We start from the raw sequence: 13,575 nt of genomic DNA, 5'->3' as shown, positions 1-13,575 counted from the left end.
GGTTTCAGCCGTTTCGTCCCTCTAAAACAGGGTTTATTTCGAGGCAAAATCACCCTCGATTTCAGCCCCTATAAAATTTTTGGTACATTTGCGACAAATACCTAAATGCCAGTTTTACAATTAAATAAGCTACAAAATAAGGTCAAGGAAACTTGGCCTTATTTTTATGCCATAAACCAAAAAGGAGGTTTCTATGAACGCTAAAGTAATTGCCATAGCCATGCAAAAAGGCGGTGTCGGAAAGACATTGACAACCGCAAGTTTGGGTGTTGGCTTGGCACAGGCAGGCAAGAAGGTCTTGCTCATAGACTGTGACCCACAAGGCTCCTTGGGTATCAGTTTGGGCTATACCAAACCCAAAGAACATTCATTCACGCTGACTACGCTATTTAATAAGGTCATCAATGAGGAGCCTATTGATCCCAAAGAGGGAATCTTGAGTCATGCCGAAGGCATTGACCTGCTCCCCGCTAACAAAAGTCTGGCTGGTGTAGAATTGTCCCTCATCAATGTAATGAGCCGTGAAACTATTTTACAGGAAGCACTGTCGCATTTCAAGAGGGAATACGATTATATTTTGCTAGATACCAGTCCCTCGCTTGGGATGCTTACCATCAATGCCTTATCAGCGGCAAACAGTGTCATCATTCCAACCCAGTCCCAATTCCTCTCCGCTAAAGGTTTGGAGGAAATTTTTCAAAGCATAGCCCAAGTCCGCAAGCAAATCAACCCCAAATTGGCGATTGACGGTGTACTCATCACTATGGTAGATAATCGCACTAATTTCTCCAAAGAGATTAGCTCCCTATTACGAGAGTCCTACGGCACCAAAATTAAAGTCCTTGACACCGACATTCCCTATTCCATCCGTGCGGCTGAAACCACCGCAGAGGGCAAGAGTATTTTCGCCCATGACCCCAAAGGCAAAGTTGCCGAGGCATATCGAAATCTGACCAAGGAGGTACTGAAAATTGAAAAGCAAAGACAGAAAGCTAGAGCTGGCCTCAGTAGATGACCTGTTCTCCACCCAAGAGAGCCGAGACGATGCCCAGCGAGAAAAAGTGACCCAACTCCCGTTGGAGGAGCTTCGCACCTTCAAAGACCACCCATTTAAGGTAAAGGACGATGAGGCAATGCTAGAGACTGTGGAGAGCGTAAAGTTTTACGGAGTGCTTGTCCCTGCCCTTGCCCGACCTCACCCAGAGGGTGGCTATGAGATTGTATCTGGGCACCGTCGTCACCGTGCATCCGAACTGGCTGGACTGGAGACCATGCCCGTCATCGTCCGTGATATGGATGATGACACTGCCGCCATTATTATGGTTGACAGCAACTTGCAACGTGAAAATATCCTCCCCAGCGAAAGAGCCTTTGCCTATAAGATGAAGTTAGAGGCCATCAAACATCAAGGCGCACGAAAGGATTTAACTTCGTGCCAAATTGGCACGAAGTTAAGAAGTGATAACAAAATCGCTGAAAATTCTGGCGATAGTCCACGGCAAGTCCAAAGATTTGTACGTTTGACGGAATTGATACCCGAACTTTTAGACATGGTCGATGAGCGTAAAATTGGCTTTAATCCTGCCGTGGAGTTGTCTTACTTATCCATCACCGAACAAGAAACCCTGTTGGATGTCATGGATGCAGAGCAAGCCACACCGTCCCTCTCACAAGCCCAGCGGTTGAAGCGTTTCAGTGCCGATGGCAACTGCACCTGCGAGGCCATGAGCGCTATTATGAGCGAGGAGAAGAAGCCCGAACAAGCAAAAATTTCTTTCTCCAGCGATAAAATTAGCAAATACTTTCCCAAGAGCTACACCCCAGAAAAAATGCAGGATACCATCTTGAAGCTGTTAGAGGGCTGGCACAAGAAGCGGACACAACAGCAGGAGCGATAATCATGGCAGTCTTTAGAGTGGAGAAAAACCACAACTACACCACCATGGCGAACTACCATCTTCGGGACATGAACTTGTCCCTCAAAGCCATTGGCCTCCTGTCAAAAATGCTCTCTCTTAACGACAAGTGGGATTACACCACCAGAGGGCTGGCCTCCATCTGCAAGGAGGGGGTCGAAGCCATTGGGAGTGCCCTCAAGGAGTTGGAGAAATACGGCTATCTTGTCCGTCACCAGACCAGAGACCATCGTGGTCGTATCGCTGACACCGAGTACATCATTTACGAGAAGCCACATCCCCCCAAACCAGATACGTCTCCACCAGATACGACCCAACCAGATACGACCCAACCAGATACGGGAAAGCCGTATGTGGACGAGCCGTATACGGAGAAGTCCCCCCAATTAAATACTAAACAATCAAAACCTAATACATCAAGTACGGATATATCAAATCCTTATCAATCAAATCCAGAGGACAGCTCACGGACGGGATTGGAATGGATGGGATGTGAGAGCACAGACGATGTTAGAGATTTAGTATATCAGAACTTGGAGTACCATCACCTCAAAGTCCACAGCCCCTTGGGGGGCGATAGCCGCCTCGACGAGATTGCCGAGCTTATCATCGAAGTCCTCTGCTCCACCAAGGAGATTATCACCGTTGCTGGCGAGGACTACCCAGCCCCCATGGTGAAAGAGAGATTTTTGCAGATTTCATCAAGCCATATTGAGTACGTTGTTGAATGCCTCGATAGGAATACCACCTACGTCCGCAACATCAAGCGGTATTTGCTGGCAACCCTCTTTAACGCACCATCCACCATCGACAGCTACTATGCAGCACAGGTCAACCACGACCTCTACCACCCCAATAATTGAGCCGTTTTGTGAAACCATCACAAGGCGGCTTTTTTATATATCAAAACCAAAAGGAGACCTACCCATGAAAGAATTTGACATCACCATTACCGAGACCCTCAAACGCACCGTCACCGTCACCGCTGAAAATCGTGAGATTTCGTAACAGCGTTACACATATCTCGTATGTTTGTAAGCAATACAAACAGCCAAGAAATTTTACAAAAGTTATATTTGATTGCTCCAAATATTACAACTATGTTTGAAGAAAATGTAAACGAATATTTGAATTTAGATGTTTATAATGAGCCTGTTGACTTTAGTAAAGGCATATTTGTGTCGATAAATAAGTGTTTGGATTTTAAGTTATTGGCGAATATTGATCACCGAACCGATGTTGCTTGTCTTGGATATGTGTACAAATTAGATGGAATATATCTTTTCTCTTATTATACGGAGTATGAGTTAATAAAGATAAGCAACATCAAACGGTTTGAATGTACGGAAACAGTCTATTCAGAACAATATCTAAATTATAAAAAATATAAAAAACTTTTTTGAACTAGACATAAGGTGTCTAGTTCATATGTTATAGTTATAACATATGATACGATAAACGATATAGAAAAGTGAGGTGAATAAAATATTTTAATAGGCGAATAAAAGTATGTATATTTGAAAATCAAGATTGAGAAAGGATATGAATTATGAAAAATTGACAACTAAGCTAATTAGCTTTATACTTATGGTAGTAATGGTTTTTACAACAACTATTCCTGCGTTTGCACATAATATCCCAAACAAAGATTATGTGCAAGTAGTTGAAACAGGAGTATATATAAACGACGTTTATTACTCACAAGCGGAATTTACGGTATTATTGGATACAGCGGTTGAGCAGGAAACACTACAAACACGTTCAGTAATAGCGATTGCAGCAGGAACATGGTATATCCCAGGCATAGGTCAAGTTGTTGTAACAACGGCAGGTGTGATAATTGTTGGAGGAGCAATTATCAAAGCAGGCTCTTGGTTATATAATACCATTTCGGATTGGTTTGCTGAAAGAGCAGAAATTAAAGCAGTCGAAGCCAAAATTCCTTCACGATTAAAGAAACCTAATGGTAATGTAGATTTAGATCAATTTAATGAAAAAGTAAGAGGCAAACAAGAATACAAAGAAGATGGTGGTTGGAGTATCGACAAGGATAGAGGAAATGGACATGGCGGTAGTAAGTGGAAGCTCAAAGATAAAAAAGGTGATCGTGTAGGTACATTAGATGAAAATGGTAAAGTTTTAAGGAGGTAATATAATTAAAATGACTGATATTTTGGGAAAAGTTGAACAACTTCAAAAATCTAGCAACGAATATTTTATTGATTATTTACCTAAACCAGTTACTTCAAAAGACTATTTTGAGTTTGAAGAATATTTTATGAATACTTTCTTGCAAAGTTTTTCTGAAAAGGTAATCAGATTAGTATTTAAAGTAATGTGCTACTATGAAGCTGAACTATGCTTAACAGAATTACCTTGTGAGTATTTTGGACTTTTATCAAATTATGATGTAGGTGAAAATATTCGTAAACTGCCACTAACAGAAATTTCTAGCATCATAAATGAGGTTATTGTGAAAGATAAATCGTCTGTTCAAATTTTGCTAAAAGCAGATGATTATTGCAATATTTGTATTTCAGGTGGTTTTTCAGTATCAGTATATTCTACGTGTAGTGATATTATAGATCTTATTTCTATATTTGCAACACAAGAAAACTTATTTTTGATAAGAAAATAAGTTAAATAATGTAAAAGCCTTGCATGTATAGTTCTGCAAGGCTTTTATTTATTTTTGGAAAGGAGGTTTTTAATGCCAAATGACACTTCCCTATACATCCCTATGGGGGTAAAAACGCAAAACGAACTATTTAACGGATTTGGTAAACGAGAACTATTACAAAGCACTATCAGTAGTTTTATCGGTGGCACTATCACCTTAGTTTTATAGCTCATATCACAAAATGAGCATTGCACTCGTATAGCCTACATCCTCGCCTACACGCAAAATCTCCCTAGTCATGAAATTTCCGCCTGTCTGGTGCTCCAAGCACAATCCCAGCTTACCTAGATAGGCAGTCGATTCTCGTTTTGAATCGACTGCCTTTTTGCGTTCAAAACAACACGATTATAAGGAGAACTTTTCATGGCAATGCAAAAGCATTTTTGTATGCGAGGACTATCATTTCTTCTCGCATTAACCTTGGTTTTCGGGCTGATTACCCCTATGACCATGACATCTCATGCGGCTGAGAACAGCAATGTTCCCAGCAATGTGACTGTGCAGTACAGCAACGCAACGGATTTCCGAGGCACCTATTACTCCAACAACTTGGAGAGCAAGGTGAATATCCGCACCATTCGCACCAGCTATAACTATGGTGGCGAGGCAGTGAACAGCTACGGGTTTTGCTTGGATAAGGGTTTAGGATTGTCCTCAAACGATACCTATACCTATGCAAGTGAGTTTGCAAGCTATCCTGCTGCCCCATTTATTGCATTTATGCTCAGTGGCGCACGTTATAATAATTGGGACGACACCACTCTGCAGTCTGTCCAAGGTTGGGTACGGTAAAACAAATCATTCAAACAGGAGGTACCCCCTATGAAATGCTTACTCAAAATCGTGTTGTTCCCCATCACCCTCGCCCTCTCTCTGGTGCTCTCTATCGCCAAGTTCCTGCTGATTTTTGGTGGCGGTCTGCTGGGGCTTGTGGCCTCGCTGGGCTTCCTTGTAGGTCTGTTCCTACTCGTCACCCATGAAGTTACAGGAGGGGTGCTGTTCCTCGTCCTGTCCTACCTCATCAGCCCCTACGGGCTACCCCTGCTAGGTGCATGGATCATCGCCCAAGTAGAGGGGTTTAACGACTGGCTGAGAGCCGTGTAAAGACAAAAATAGAGTGGCGGTAGCTTCGTGCTATCGCCACTCTATTTTGTTATCATCAGCTCTTTGGTACAAATTCCACACGGACTGTCATGCCCATACCTTCGGCTAGCCGTTGAAGTAACCCGATGGTAGGATTAGAGGTACCATTCTCCAGTTTGCTAATATCACTGCGGTGGATGCCAGTCATATCTGCAAGTTCCTGTTGTGTCAATCGAGCCTGTTTACGAGCCTCTAGTACGGCACGTACTACGGCATATTCGGGCTGTAATGCCTCGTATTCTTTCTTTACTTCGGGATTAGATAGCAAAGTTTGCTTCATATCTTGTAGATTCATCGTGTAGCCTCCCTGCTCAAATAGTCGCTACGATATTTCTTGGCCAAAGCAATCTCTCTGGCTGGGGTTTTCTGTGTTTTCTTCACAAACCCATTGGTCAAAATAATCTTTTTCCCAATGTGAAAAAAGTAGAGTATACGAGTGATGTCAGATGCCAGCTTGATGCGAAGTTCAAAGATACCATCATCCAAATGCTTCGTATATTTTCCCTCAAGTTCGTTGCCGTATTCCTCTAGCAGTTCGGTTTCCATCAGAATTTTAGCCTGCATTTTATTGGGTTGTTCTTGGATGAATTCCATCACAGGGACATCGCCATTCTCTTTTTCGTAGGGGATTACCTCAAAGTCTCTCACTGCTAACACGCTACTTTCTATCTCTATTATAGTGGGATATATCCCACATTGTCAATAGCTATTTTTTAATTTCCAGTTCTTCAGTATCTTCGATAAAAATCGCTACATCTGAAAGTGGACACTTTAAGATTTTGCACAGGTCATCTAGTGTATTTGTGGAAACAGAGAGATTTTGTCGCAACCGTTGAATGGTTCCGCCACCAAATCCTTTATACTGGCGCAACGTGTAAGTGCTCATGCCTTGGTTTTTCAATGTTACCCATAAGGGTGCATAAGAAATCATCAAAATCCCCCCTTTACTTTTCTCTATTATGCCCGTATACTGGGCATAAGTGTGATGCCCAATATTGGGCTTATCGAGAGTGGGAGGTATTCATGACAGTAACATTTTGTGGACACAACGATGTATATGGCGATGAAAAAATTCGTAGCTGGCTAGAAGCCGTGATCCGACAGCTTATTAGCGAGGGAGTCACCCATTTTTACTGCGGTGGTCATGGCGGTTTTGATAGGATGGTATCCTCGGTCTTAGAGCAAGAAAAGAAGCGTTCTCCGCAAATTCAGCGTATCCTTGTCTTAGCATATTTAGAGAAAAACCACTACGAGGACGACTATGATTACACCATGTATCCAGAGCTGGAGAAGGTGCCAAAACGCTTTGCCATCTTAAAAAGAAACGAGATTATGGTGCAAGATAATGATGTTCTGGTGGCGTATGTCACCCATAGTTGGGGTGGTGCCGCTAAGACATTGGAGTATGCCCAAAAAAAGAAAAAACGTATTATTTTATATCCAGAAACGCAATGCAGTGAGCAGGAGGATTGATTGCTATGGAGGTTTTCACACGCAATTTTTTACAAGCGTTCGAGGCTGAAAAGGCATCTTTTTTGAATGGTGAATTTGATGAGCCAGACGACCTAGCAGATATTCACCCACCATCCATAGATGCCATTTTGAACTATCATGCCGTGGACACAGCCCAGTATCGCCGAGTGCCTAATGACGAGAAACTTATGGTATTTCGTGCGTTGTATGGGCCTCTTGAAATCTTTGCCGATGCCACCGTTGCTGACCTTCGCATTGAATATGATGAGGACATCGCCAAGGGTGAAATTCAGCTCAAATATCAGAGGTTAGATAGTACCATGTGCCCTAGAAACGACTGGCACATATTCCTCTCTCTGCTCTTTCGGATGTATGAGGACTTCTCCATTTCACCGGTGGATGCCGACTGTGTTCTGCTAAAATTCTTTGTTGATTTGGCTGATGAAGTTCAAGTAGCTGATTACTCCAAGCAACTCGAAATACTCAAAGAAGTCATTGCACTTTCCAAGGAGCTTCACGACTTTGACCTATAACCCAAGCCCATAAAATTGAATATGTAGGAGGTGATTTTATCGCTACCACACGGCTCATTGCTATGCACCAAAACAAGGGAAAAACCATTGCTGATTGTCTTGGTGATCGCACGGATTATGCTATGAATCCAGACAAGACAGAGGGGGGTGAGCTAGTCACTTCCTACCAGTGCGACCCCCGTACTGTGCAGGGGGAATTTCTCCTTTCCAAGCGGCAGTAACCAATCAGTCCAAGCACACAGGAAATTAGTATCGGCTTTTTATTTTTCGGTCTGAGTGGATTGATCAACAGATCATAAGATAGCCCCAACAGAAAAATGCACGTCATAACAATGCTTATAATCATAGCACTGTCAATGAGAGCACTATCGAGCGAAGTTCTATTCTCAACCAGCCAATTCCAATACTCAAATGAGGTGGGTTTTAAGTAGTGCGGCGGCATCGCAATCACATCACTGCCGCAGATGATATACCCTAGGAAAACAAGCTGAAACAGCAGGATAGAACCCAAGAATGTGTTCCGAATTGTATTTCTTTTCTGCATCATAATCACGCTTTCTAATATTTTTGTTTGATATAAAGTGTCACGGGGGTTATCCTATCTATTTTACGATTGGGTTATTGGGTGATTTCAAAATCACATAATACACCACGGTTCCGCTCTCGCCAGTAGCGGTGGTTCCCTGACCAATGGTTATGGTGGCAGTATGGTCTTATTACGTTGCAAAATTTGATATACTGGGGTAGAGTTGAGTGTTGTTTTCATGGCGTGTACTCCTCTCTAATTTTTACCCCTAGTTAGCATTTTCTACCGTTCTCATTCTATCACACTCACATCATAAAAGATAGCTAGAGGCATTACAAATATATGACAGAGTTGGTTTACCTATTTAGACGCAGAAATTGGGAAAATGTTCCCATAAACTTTGAAAAAATCACCCCCGAACCGTAGCTGGCTCGGGGGTGATGCCTTATAGATAGAGCTGGACTCTCACAAAGTCGCCGTCGATATACAGCTTCAGACTGCCGTTTTGCAGCTGCATCAGACTTTGGGCGATGTTTAGTCCCAAGCCTGAGCCCTCGGTGGTGCGGGAGGACTCCCCACGGACGAAGCGTTCCATCAGTTCCTCTGCGGTGAGGTTCAGAGGTTCTGCCGAGATATTTTTAATGGCGATCTCAGGGCGATTACCCTCTGTCACCGTAACATACACCCGTGTGGATGGCATGGCGTATTTGCATACGTTGGACAGGAGGTTGTCTAGCACCCGCCACAGCAATTTTCCATCAGCCTGAGCGGTGCAACTTTCTGGGAACGTGGTCATTACGGTCAAATTCTGGGCTTCAAATCGGGCGACATACTCCCCCAGAGCCTGTTCCACCACCTCCACCAAATCGGTGTCTTCCAGATTCACGCTCAAATTGCCTGTGGAGGCTTTGGAGGCCTCCACCAGATCCTCCACCAGCTTTTTCATCTTCATAGACTGACGCTGGAGCAGATCTAAATACTCTCTGTGTTCTTCCTCTGTGTGCTCCCCTTGGAGGAGTTCCACGCAGGTAACAATAGAGGTGAGTGGGGTCTTGATGTCGTGGGAGACGTTGGTAATCAGCTCGGTTTTCATCCGCTGGGATTTCAGCTTTTCGTCCACGGCAAGGCCGATGCCATCCCCGATGGTGTTCAGTGTTTCACCGTATTTTTTGCAGTCTAGGTACATTCTACTGGTGTTGATTTTCTCACTGAGCTTGCCATTTGCCAGTTTTTCTGCCCCAGTTTGGAGTAGCTTCATCTGCCATGCCAGAGCGCAGAGGGCAACCACCATTAGCAGATTATAAAAGGCGAAAATAAGCCATGACAGCACACCAAAGGTGGAACACATCCCCAAAAAGCCGTTGACAGCAAAGATAGCTAAGCTAATGATTACAGTCCGCCAGATGATGGGCAGGGTGGCAAACCCTTTTTTCACACTTCGGAATATCCAACCTATGATGGTATTGTGCCAAAAGGTATGGGTTTTCACACGCACCGCCACTGTCTCAACGGTTTTGAGCACCAAATCCCCAAAGACCAGAGCACAGGCGGTGGCAAGGGCAACCATGCCCACCACATAGGCGATGTCGCTCTGCTGTTGCCAGCCGCTATAACTGCTGGCAAATGTACCGTAGGCGGCGGCACCACCCAATAGAGTGACCGATACCACCCACAAGTCTGTGGGAATTTTCTCCAATGTTCCCTGAGTGACCCCCTCTTTCCCCTTGCGGTGACCTGCGGTAGCGATGATAAGCCCTAAGCCAATGAGCAAGAGAAGGGTGCTAACGCCAAAGACCACCCAAATGTCGGGGAACAGGCTCCGCATTTGATAGTACATCACCTCTTGCCCAGCAAATTCGTCGTTCACCGTGGTGGGGCTCTGGAGGGCACCCTCTATGGTGTAATTGCCGTATTCCCGGGTTTCCATGGGCCAATACAGCCCATCACCAAAGGTATCCAGTAGCACATCCCCTGTGGCATTTTCCGTGATGCGGATGTTGAAGTTGGTCTCCTCTACACTGGCAGTGGATTCAAATTCAGCCAAGACTTCAGCTAAATATTGGTCGATAATCAGTTCCGATTCTAATATCTCAAACTCCAATGGTTTCTCCGAAAAAATGATTACCTCATCAGAATATTCCATACCAGAGCCTTCTATGATGGTCAATGCATCACCAGAAGCCACCGTCTCCTCAGTCCATCTCTTTTCATTGTCCAACCGTGCGTTATAGCTCCATAGCGTGCTACCTGCTAGGCTGTTATAAGAGTCTGTGCCGTAATATTGCTCGTTGGTGAAAGTGCCGTTGTCGTAGCCAATGAGTAACACCGCACCTGATGCGATGGATGCAATGAGTGCCAAAAGTGTGATGATGTAAACGGGGATTTTCACCCCGTAAGATTGCTTCCAAGTCATGATTTTCCCTCCAATTTCTCTAATTTGTACCCCTGACCCCAGACCACTTTTAAGTATCTAGGCTCAGAGGGATTGACCTCTAGCTTTTCTCTCAAATGACGAATATGTACCGCCACCGAACCCTCTGCACCCATGGGGGACTGTCCCCAGACGGCGGTGTAGAGCGCCTTGGAGTTGTAGACCTTGTTGGGATTTTCCATCAAAAACTTCAAGATGCTATATTCCGTGGGGGTCACGTTGACCTCCTCCCCACGGAGGGTGACGGTCTTGGCCTCGTCGTCCAGAGCAATTTCCCCCACGGTCAAGCTGCCCTCTTTTGGAGCGGTCATGCCCCCTAGCTGGGCATAACGTCGCAGGTGGGACTTCACCCGTGCCATCACTTCTGTGGGGCGATAGGGCTTGGTGATGTAGTCATCCGCCCCCATGTTTAGCCCCAGAATCAGATCGGTGTCCTCGCTCTTGGCGGTGAGCATAATGACGGGCGCATTGGAAAATTCCCTTAGCTTGGCGGTGGCACTAAGGCCGTCCATCTTGGGCATCATAATGTCCATCAATATGAGATGGATGTCTTGGGTTTGCAAAATATCCAAGGCCTCCAGCCCATTGCTGGCAGTGGAAATGAGATAGCCTTCGCTTCGGAGATACATCCCCAACGTGGTGGCAATGTCGGTATCGTCGTCGCAGATTAAAATGTGGTACATGGTTTCACCTCTCCTATGTGGTGTTTGTATCTTAGCACAGGGCACCCTTAAAAAGATAGGGGGTGCAAGTTTAAGACTTTCTTAATAAAAAGTTCTTGACAAGAATATTTGTCATGTGCTATGATACTGACAAGGATAGTTGTCATAAAGTGGGGTGGACGCACCTCTTTTTTTACTCGAGTATGACAACTATCTTTGTCAAAACGAAAGGAGTGGAGCACTTTGCCACTACAAAATAACATTAAACAATATCGGGAGCAGAGTAGCCTCAACCAGACAGAGCTGGCTAAAATCTGCGATGTCTCCCGCCAGACCATCAGCTCCATCGAGCGTGGGGATTACCATCCATCTATCGTACTAGCCCTAAAATTAGCGCAATATTTTTCCGTTACCGTTGAAGATTTGTTTTCGTATCAGGAGGATTTACATGAATAACACAAAGAAAAGTGTTCTAAAAACCATTGCCATCACCGTTGTGGCTGGTATCATTGGCTGTATATTTGCCACCGCTGGGCACACAGCGGCCGCCTTCATGGATGCACCATTGCCACTTGGTTTTTTCGCCCATGGGTTTGAGTATGTGATGTATGCTATCGTGGCGGTACAAGTGGCTTTGGCAGTACATTTTAGAATAGTCGCTGGTAAAGTCAAAGCCGAGGGCTACAGCGACGAGGAGAACAGCACCTACGCACGCACAGAGCGTCGGTTGGGGGCGCTGGGTAGCCTTGGCACCACCTTAGCCGTTGGGATGATACCCATTTTCTTCGCCATTATGGTCTACTGTGGCATCTACTCTGTTGGGGTTTTTATCTCCTTTTTTGCCATCACGTTCATCAATCTTTGCAACGAAGTGGGGCTAGTTCGTCTATGCGGTAAAGTCAACCCCAAGCAAGATGTGGACTGGAGCAAGCTTACGTTTAATGCAGACCTGTATCAAAAAATGGACGAGCGAGAAAAAGAGCAGATGGGGCAAATCGGTGCCAAACTGGTCACCAGCTTCCATATTATTTTCGTCATCGCATTTCTGGCCGTGGCATTCCTCAATCCCGTGCTAGACTTATCTGGCTATGAATTGGTGGTGATCGGTGTACTCTGGGCGGTGTTCTCCCTGTTTATCGGGGTGCAGAAGTATAGGATTGGTTAAAACCAAAATAAATGCTGAAACGCTCCCTTGCCCGTTTGGGCATGGTAGCGTTTCAGCATTTATTTTTCCTTTACTAACAAGGTTGCCCCATTGATAAGAATGGACAGCACCACCAGCACCCAAAGGGCGGTGGCAACGCCGGCTGTATCTAGTATCGCACCATAGTCGCCAGCAAGCGCCCAGTCCGTATTCTGCTGATAAAATCCACAGACGGTGAGGGCGGTGGCGGAGAGACTGAGGTAGCAAAAAACCTCTGGATTTTTCCCTCGAGCCCCCCAGATCCAATTGCAAAAAGCCATGATAATTGCGACGATACCAAATAATAACCACATAAGTTAATCCTTTCTCCACTCCAAAATATCCCCCGGCTGACAGTCTAACACTTCGCAAATGGCTTCCAGTGTGGAAAACCGTACTGCCTTCGCCTTTTGGTTTTTTAAGATAGAGAGGTTCGCTGGGGTGATGCCGATTTTTTCTGCCAGCTCTCCTGCACCAATTTTACGCCGTGCCATCATCACGTCCAAGTTGACGACGATTGCCATGTTGTAGCCCCCCTTACACGGTGAAGTCCAGTTCATCTTTCATCAAGATGGCCTGTTCAAACACGTTTTTGATGATGCGGATGATGAGCGCCATAAATCCTGCCGCTATGGTAATGATGCAGAACGAGGGATAAGTGGGGACTCCCACCACACACACCACAGCCACCACCACACAGCACCAACTGCTACGGCGCAAATAAGCGATATTTTGTGGCACAAACACCGTCCCCTGTTCCAGATTGCGAATCAGCCGATACAGGCTATACAGGAGCACATAGCCAGGGAGACTGCACACATAGAGTGTCACCATAAACACAAGTCCTTCACCCAGGCCAATGCCAGCCTGTCCCAACAGGTGACTAGATAGGAATACCGTCACATCCCGTGCGAAAATATCTAGCGCCACCAACGCCACTGCAAAGAGTATCACCATCACACGGCTGAGCTTCATACTGTTTTTATGTGACCAGTTGAGTTGTTTCATAAGCCACCTCCGAAATTTAT

General features: G+C 45.1%; 21 protein-coding genes and 1 pseudogene. 14 read left to right on the top strand and 8 right to left on the bottom strand.

Annotated elements, in window-relative coordinates; translation table 11 throughout:
• The first annotated feature begins 193 nt into the window (after nucleotides 1–193).
• The 9 genes from RFF05_RS00540 to RFF05_RS00500 all read left to right on the top strand — a co-directional run bounded on the left by RFF05_RS00540 (nucleotide 194) and on the right by RFF05_RS00500 (nucleotide 5,700).
• Nucleotides 194–1,015, top strand: a complete 822-nt coding sequence (locus RFF05_RS00540; RefSeq protein ID WP_409968509.1) for a ParA family protein — start codon at nucleotides 194–196, stop codon at nucleotides 1,013–1,015.
• Nucleotides 972–1,898 carry a ParB/RepB/Spo0J family partition protein gene (locus RFF05_RS00535; RefSeq protein WP_409968508.1) on the top strand — a complete coding sequence of 309 codons (927 nt, stop codon included), beginning with the start codon at nucleotides 972–974 and terminating at the stop codon, nucleotides 1,896–1,898. Before RFF05_RS00540 ends, RFF05_RS00535 begins: the two co-directional genes overlap by 44 nt.
• Nucleotides 1,899–1,900: 2 nt before the next feature.
• The gene (locus RFF05_RS00530; RefSeq protein ID WP_409968507.1) at nucleotides 1,901–2,779 is read left to right on the top strand and encodes a DUF6017 domain-containing protein; all 879 of its coding nucleotides are present in this window, start codon (nucleotides 1,901–1,903) and stop codon (nucleotides 2,777–2,779) included.
• Nucleotides 2,736–2,924, top strand: coding sequence for a DpnD/PcfM family protein (locus tag RFF05_RS00525; RefSeq protein ID WP_409968506.1), 189 nt, complete (start codon nucleotides 2,736–2,738; stop codon nucleotides 2,922–2,924). The genes RFF05_RS00530 and RFF05_RS00525 overlap by 44 nt, the downstream gene beginning before the upstream one ends.
• A gap of 20 nt (nucleotides 2,925–2,944) precedes the next feature.
• Nucleotides 2,945–3,319, top strand: coding sequence for a hypothetical protein (locus RFF05_RS00520; protein WP_409968505.1), 375 nt, complete (start codon nucleotides 2,945–2,947; stop codon nucleotides 3,317–3,319).
• Nucleotides 3,320–3,458: 139 nt separating this feature from the next.
• Nucleotides 3,459–4,067, top strand: coding sequence for a hypothetical protein (locus tag RFF05_RS00515; RefSeq protein WP_409968504.1), 609 nt, complete (start codon nucleotides 3,459–3,461; stop codon nucleotides 4,065–4,067).
• Nucleotides 4,068–4,077: 10 nt separating this feature from the next.
• The gene (locus tag RFF05_RS00510; protein ID WP_409968503.1) at nucleotides 4,078–4,554 is read left to right on the top strand and encodes a hypothetical protein; all 477 of its coding nucleotides are present in this window, start codon (nucleotides 4,078–4,080) and stop codon (nucleotides 4,552–4,554) included.
• 405 nt (nucleotides 4,555–4,959) lie between these two features.
• Nucleotides 4,960–5,388 carry a hypothetical protein gene (locus RFF05_RS00505; protein ID WP_409968502.1) on the top strand — a complete coding sequence of 143 codons (429 nt, stop codon included), beginning with the start codon at nucleotides 4,960–4,962 and terminating at the stop codon, nucleotides 5,386–5,388.
• 30 nt (nucleotides 5,389–5,418) lie between these two features.
• Entirely contained in the window at nucleotides 5,419–5,700 is a 282-nt protein-coding gene (locus RFF05_RS00500; RefSeq protein ID WP_409968501.1) for a CD1845 family protein, read from the top strand.
• 55 nt (nucleotides 5,701–5,755) lie between these two features.
• On the opposite strand, the gene RFF05_RS00495 is transcribed toward RFF05_RS00500, so the two are convergent.
• Genes RFF05_RS00495 through RFF05_RS00485 form a run of 3 tightly spaced genes read right to left on the bottom strand, consistent with a single transcriptional unit; the run spans nucleotide 5,756 to nucleotide 6,670 of the window.
• Nucleotides 5,756–6,034, bottom strand: a complete 279-nt coding sequence (locus RFF05_RS00495; RefSeq protein ID WP_409968500.1) for a helix-turn-helix domain-containing protein — start codon at nucleotides 6,032–6,034, stop codon at nucleotides 5,756–5,758.
• Nucleotides 6,031–6,396: a type II toxin-antitoxin system RelE/ParE family toxin gene (locus tag RFF05_RS00490; protein ID WP_409968499.1), complete on the bottom strand. Its 366-nt coding sequence runs from the start codon at nucleotides 6,394–6,396 to the stop codon at nucleotides 6,031–6,033. The genes RFF05_RS00495 and RFF05_RS00490 overlap by 4 nt, the downstream gene beginning before the upstream one ends.
• 49 nt (nucleotides 6,397–6,445) lie before the next feature.
• On the bottom strand, nucleotides 6,446–6,670 hold the full coding sequence (locus RFF05_RS00485; RefSeq protein WP_409968498.1) for a helix-turn-helix domain-containing protein: 225 nt from the start codon (nucleotides 6,668–6,670) through the stop codon (nucleotides 6,446–6,448).
• 92 nt (nucleotides 6,671–6,762) lie between these two features.
• Between RFF05_RS00485 and RFF05_RS00480 the strand changes: the two genes are divergently transcribed.
• The 3 genes and pseudogenes from RFF05_RS00480 to RFF05_RS00470 form a co-directional block, all read left to right on the top strand.
• Complete coding sequence (locus tag RFF05_RS00480) at nucleotides 6,763–7,212, top strand: hypothetical protein (protein WP_409968497.1); 450 nt, start codon at nucleotides 6,763–6,765, stop codon at nucleotides 7,210–7,212.
• A gap of 5 nt (nucleotides 7,213–7,217) precedes the next feature.
• On the top strand, nucleotides 7,218–7,745 hold the full coding sequence (locus tag RFF05_RS00475; protein ID WP_409968496.1) for a hypothetical protein: 528 nt from the start codon (nucleotides 7,218–7,220) through the stop codon (nucleotides 7,743–7,745).
• Nucleotides 7,746–7,783: 38 nt separating this feature from the next.
• Nucleotides 7,784–7,963, top strand: a pseudogene (locus RFF05_RS00470) (relaxase); the annotation flags it as partial.
• A gap of 753 nt (nucleotides 7,964–8,716) precedes the next feature.
• Here the strand turns inward: RFF05_RS00470 and RFF05_RS00465 are convergent.
• Together RFF05_RS00465 and RFF05_RS00460 are read right to left on the bottom strand one after the other, a co-directional pair.
• Complete coding sequence (locus RFF05_RS00465; RefSeq protein ID WP_409968495.1) at nucleotides 8,717–10,684, bottom strand: sensor histidine kinase; 1,968 nt, start codon at nucleotides 10,682–10,684, stop codon at nucleotides 8,717–8,719.
• The gene (locus RFF05_RS00460; RefSeq protein WP_409968494.1) at nucleotides 10,681–11,385 is read right to left on the bottom strand and encodes a response regulator transcription factor; all 705 of its coding nucleotides are present in this window, start codon (nucleotides 11,383–11,385) and stop codon (nucleotides 10,681–10,683) included. The genes RFF05_RS00465 and RFF05_RS00460 overlap by 4 nt, the downstream gene beginning before the upstream one ends.
• A gap of 222 nt (nucleotides 11,386–11,607) precedes the next feature.
• Between RFF05_RS00460 and RFF05_RS00455 the strand changes: the two genes are divergently transcribed.
• Both RFF05_RS00455 and RFF05_RS00450 read left to right on the top strand, forming a co-directional pair.
• Nucleotides 11,608–11,820 (top strand): helix-turn-helix transcriptional regulator, encoded by a 213-nt coding sequence (locus RFF05_RS00455; RefSeq protein WP_409968493.1) that lies wholly within the window; start codon nucleotides 11,608–11,610, stop codon nucleotides 11,818–11,820.
• Nucleotides 11,813–12,529 (top strand): DUF3169 family protein, encoded by a 717-nt coding sequence (locus RFF05_RS00450; protein WP_409968492.1) that lies wholly within the window; start codon nucleotides 11,813–11,815, stop codon nucleotides 12,527–12,529. The genes RFF05_RS00455 and RFF05_RS00450 overlap by 8 nt, the downstream gene beginning before the upstream one ends.
• A gap of 59 nt (nucleotides 12,530–12,588) precedes the next feature.
• On the opposite strand, the gene RFF05_RS00445 is transcribed toward RFF05_RS00450, so the two are convergent.
• The 3 genes from RFF05_RS00445 to RFF05_RS00435 are packed head-to-tail and all read right to left on the bottom strand — an operon-like array spanning nucleotide 12,589 to nucleotide 13,555.
• Complete coding sequence (locus tag RFF05_RS00445) at nucleotides 12,589–12,861, bottom strand: hypothetical protein (protein WP_409968491.1); 273 nt, start codon at nucleotides 12,859–12,861, stop codon at nucleotides 12,589–12,591.
• Between the two features lie 3 nt (nucleotides 12,862–12,864).
• Nucleotides 12,865–13,071, bottom strand: a complete 207-nt coding sequence (locus RFF05_RS00440; protein ID WP_409968490.1) for a helix-turn-helix domain-containing protein — start codon at nucleotides 13,069–13,071, stop codon at nucleotides 12,865–12,867.
• Nucleotides 13,072–13,084: 13 nt separating this feature from the next.
• The gene (locus tag RFF05_RS00435; protein WP_409968489.1) at nucleotides 13,085–13,555 is read right to left on the bottom strand and encodes a DUF2975 domain-containing protein; all 471 of its coding nucleotides are present in this window, start codon (nucleotides 13,553–13,555) and stop codon (nucleotides 13,085–13,087) included.
• Nucleotides 13,556–13,575: the final 20 nt, after the last annotated feature.

The sequence above is a fragment of the Bengtsoniella intestinalis genome, assembly GCF_039719005.1.
GTDB lineage: Bacteria > Bacillota > Clostridia > Oscillospirales > Oscillospiraceae > Oscillibacter > Oscillibacter intestinalis.
Note: the sequence above shows the minus strand (reverse complement) of the source record. Positions and strands in the feature narration are given on the sequence as shown.

What these genes read in the sequence shown, in the direction of transcription:
- RFF05_RS00540 (WP_409968509.1), top strand. Translation starts at nt 194, where the DNA reads ATGAACGCTAAAGTAATTGCCATAGCCATGCAAAAAGGCGGTGTCGGA.
- RFF05_RS00530 (WP_409968507.1), top strand. Translation starts at nt 1,901, where the DNA reads ATGGCAGTCTTTAGAGTGGAGAAAAACCACAACTACACCACCATGGCG.
- RFF05_RS00525 (WP_409968506.1), top strand. Translation starts at nt 2,736, where the DNA reads ATGCAGCACAGGTCAACCACGACCTCTACCACCCCAATAATTGAGCCG.
- RFF05_RS00520 (WP_409968505.1), top strand. Translation starts at nt 2,945, where the DNA reads ATGTTTGTAAGCAATACAAACAGCCAAGAAATTTTACAAAAGTTATAT.
- RFF05_RS00515 (WP_409968504.1), top strand. Translation starts at nt 3,459, where the DNA reads ATGAATTATGAAAAATTGACAACTAAGCTAATTAGCTTTATACTTATG.
- RFF05_RS00510 (WP_409968503.1), top strand. Translation starts at nt 4,078, where the DNA reads ATGACTGATATTTTGGGAAAAGTTGAACAACTTCAAAAATCTAGCAAC.
- RFF05_RS00505 (WP_409968502.1), top strand. Translation starts at nt 4,960, where the DNA reads ATGGCAATGCAAAAGCATTTTTGTATGCGAGGACTATCATTTCTTCTC.
- RFF05_RS00500 (WP_409968501.1), top strand. Translation starts at nt 5,419, where the DNA reads ATGAAATGCTTACTCAAAATCGTGTTGTTCCCCATCACCCTCGCCCTC.
- RFF05_RS00495 (WP_409968500.1), bottom strand. Translation starts at nt 6,034, where the DNA reads ATGAATCTACAAGATATGAAGCAAACTTTGCTATCTAATCCCGAAGTA.
- RFF05_RS00485 (WP_409968498.1), bottom strand. Translation starts at nt 6,670, where the DNA reads ATGATTTCTTATGCACCCTTATGGGTAACATTGAAAAACCAAGGCATG.
- RFF05_RS00480 (WP_409968497.1), top strand. Translation starts at nt 6,763, where the DNA reads ATGACAGTAACATTTTGTGGACACAACGATGTATATGGCGATGAAAAA.
- RFF05_RS00475 (WP_409968496.1), top strand. Translation starts at nt 7,218, where the DNA reads ATGGAGGTTTTCACACGCAATTTTTTACAAGCGTTCGAGGCTGAAAAG.
- RFF05_RS00465 (WP_409968495.1), bottom strand. Translation starts at nt 10,684, where the DNA reads ATGACTTGGAAGCAATCTTACGGGGTGAAAATCCCCGTTTACATCATC.
- RFF05_RS00460 (WP_409968494.1), bottom strand. Translation starts at nt 11,385, where the DNA reads ATGTACCACATTTTAATCTGCGACGACGATACCGACATTGCCACCACG.
- RFF05_RS00450 (WP_409968492.1), top strand. Translation starts at nt 11,813, where the DNA reads ATGAATAACACAAAGAAAAGTGTTCTAAAAACCATTGCCATCACCGTT.
- RFF05_RS00445 (WP_409968491.1), bottom strand. Translation starts at nt 12,861, where the DNA reads ATGTGGTTATTATTTGGTATCGTCGCAATTATCATGGCTTTTTGCAAT.
- RFF05_RS00440 (WP_409968490.1), bottom strand. Translation starts at nt 13,071, where the DNA reads ATGGCAATCGTCGTCAACTTGGACGTGATGATGGCACGGCGTAAAATT.
- RFF05_RS00435 (WP_409968489.1), bottom strand. Translation starts at nt 13,555, where the DNA reads ATGAAACAACTCAACTGGTCACATAAAAACAGTATGAAGCTCAGCCGT.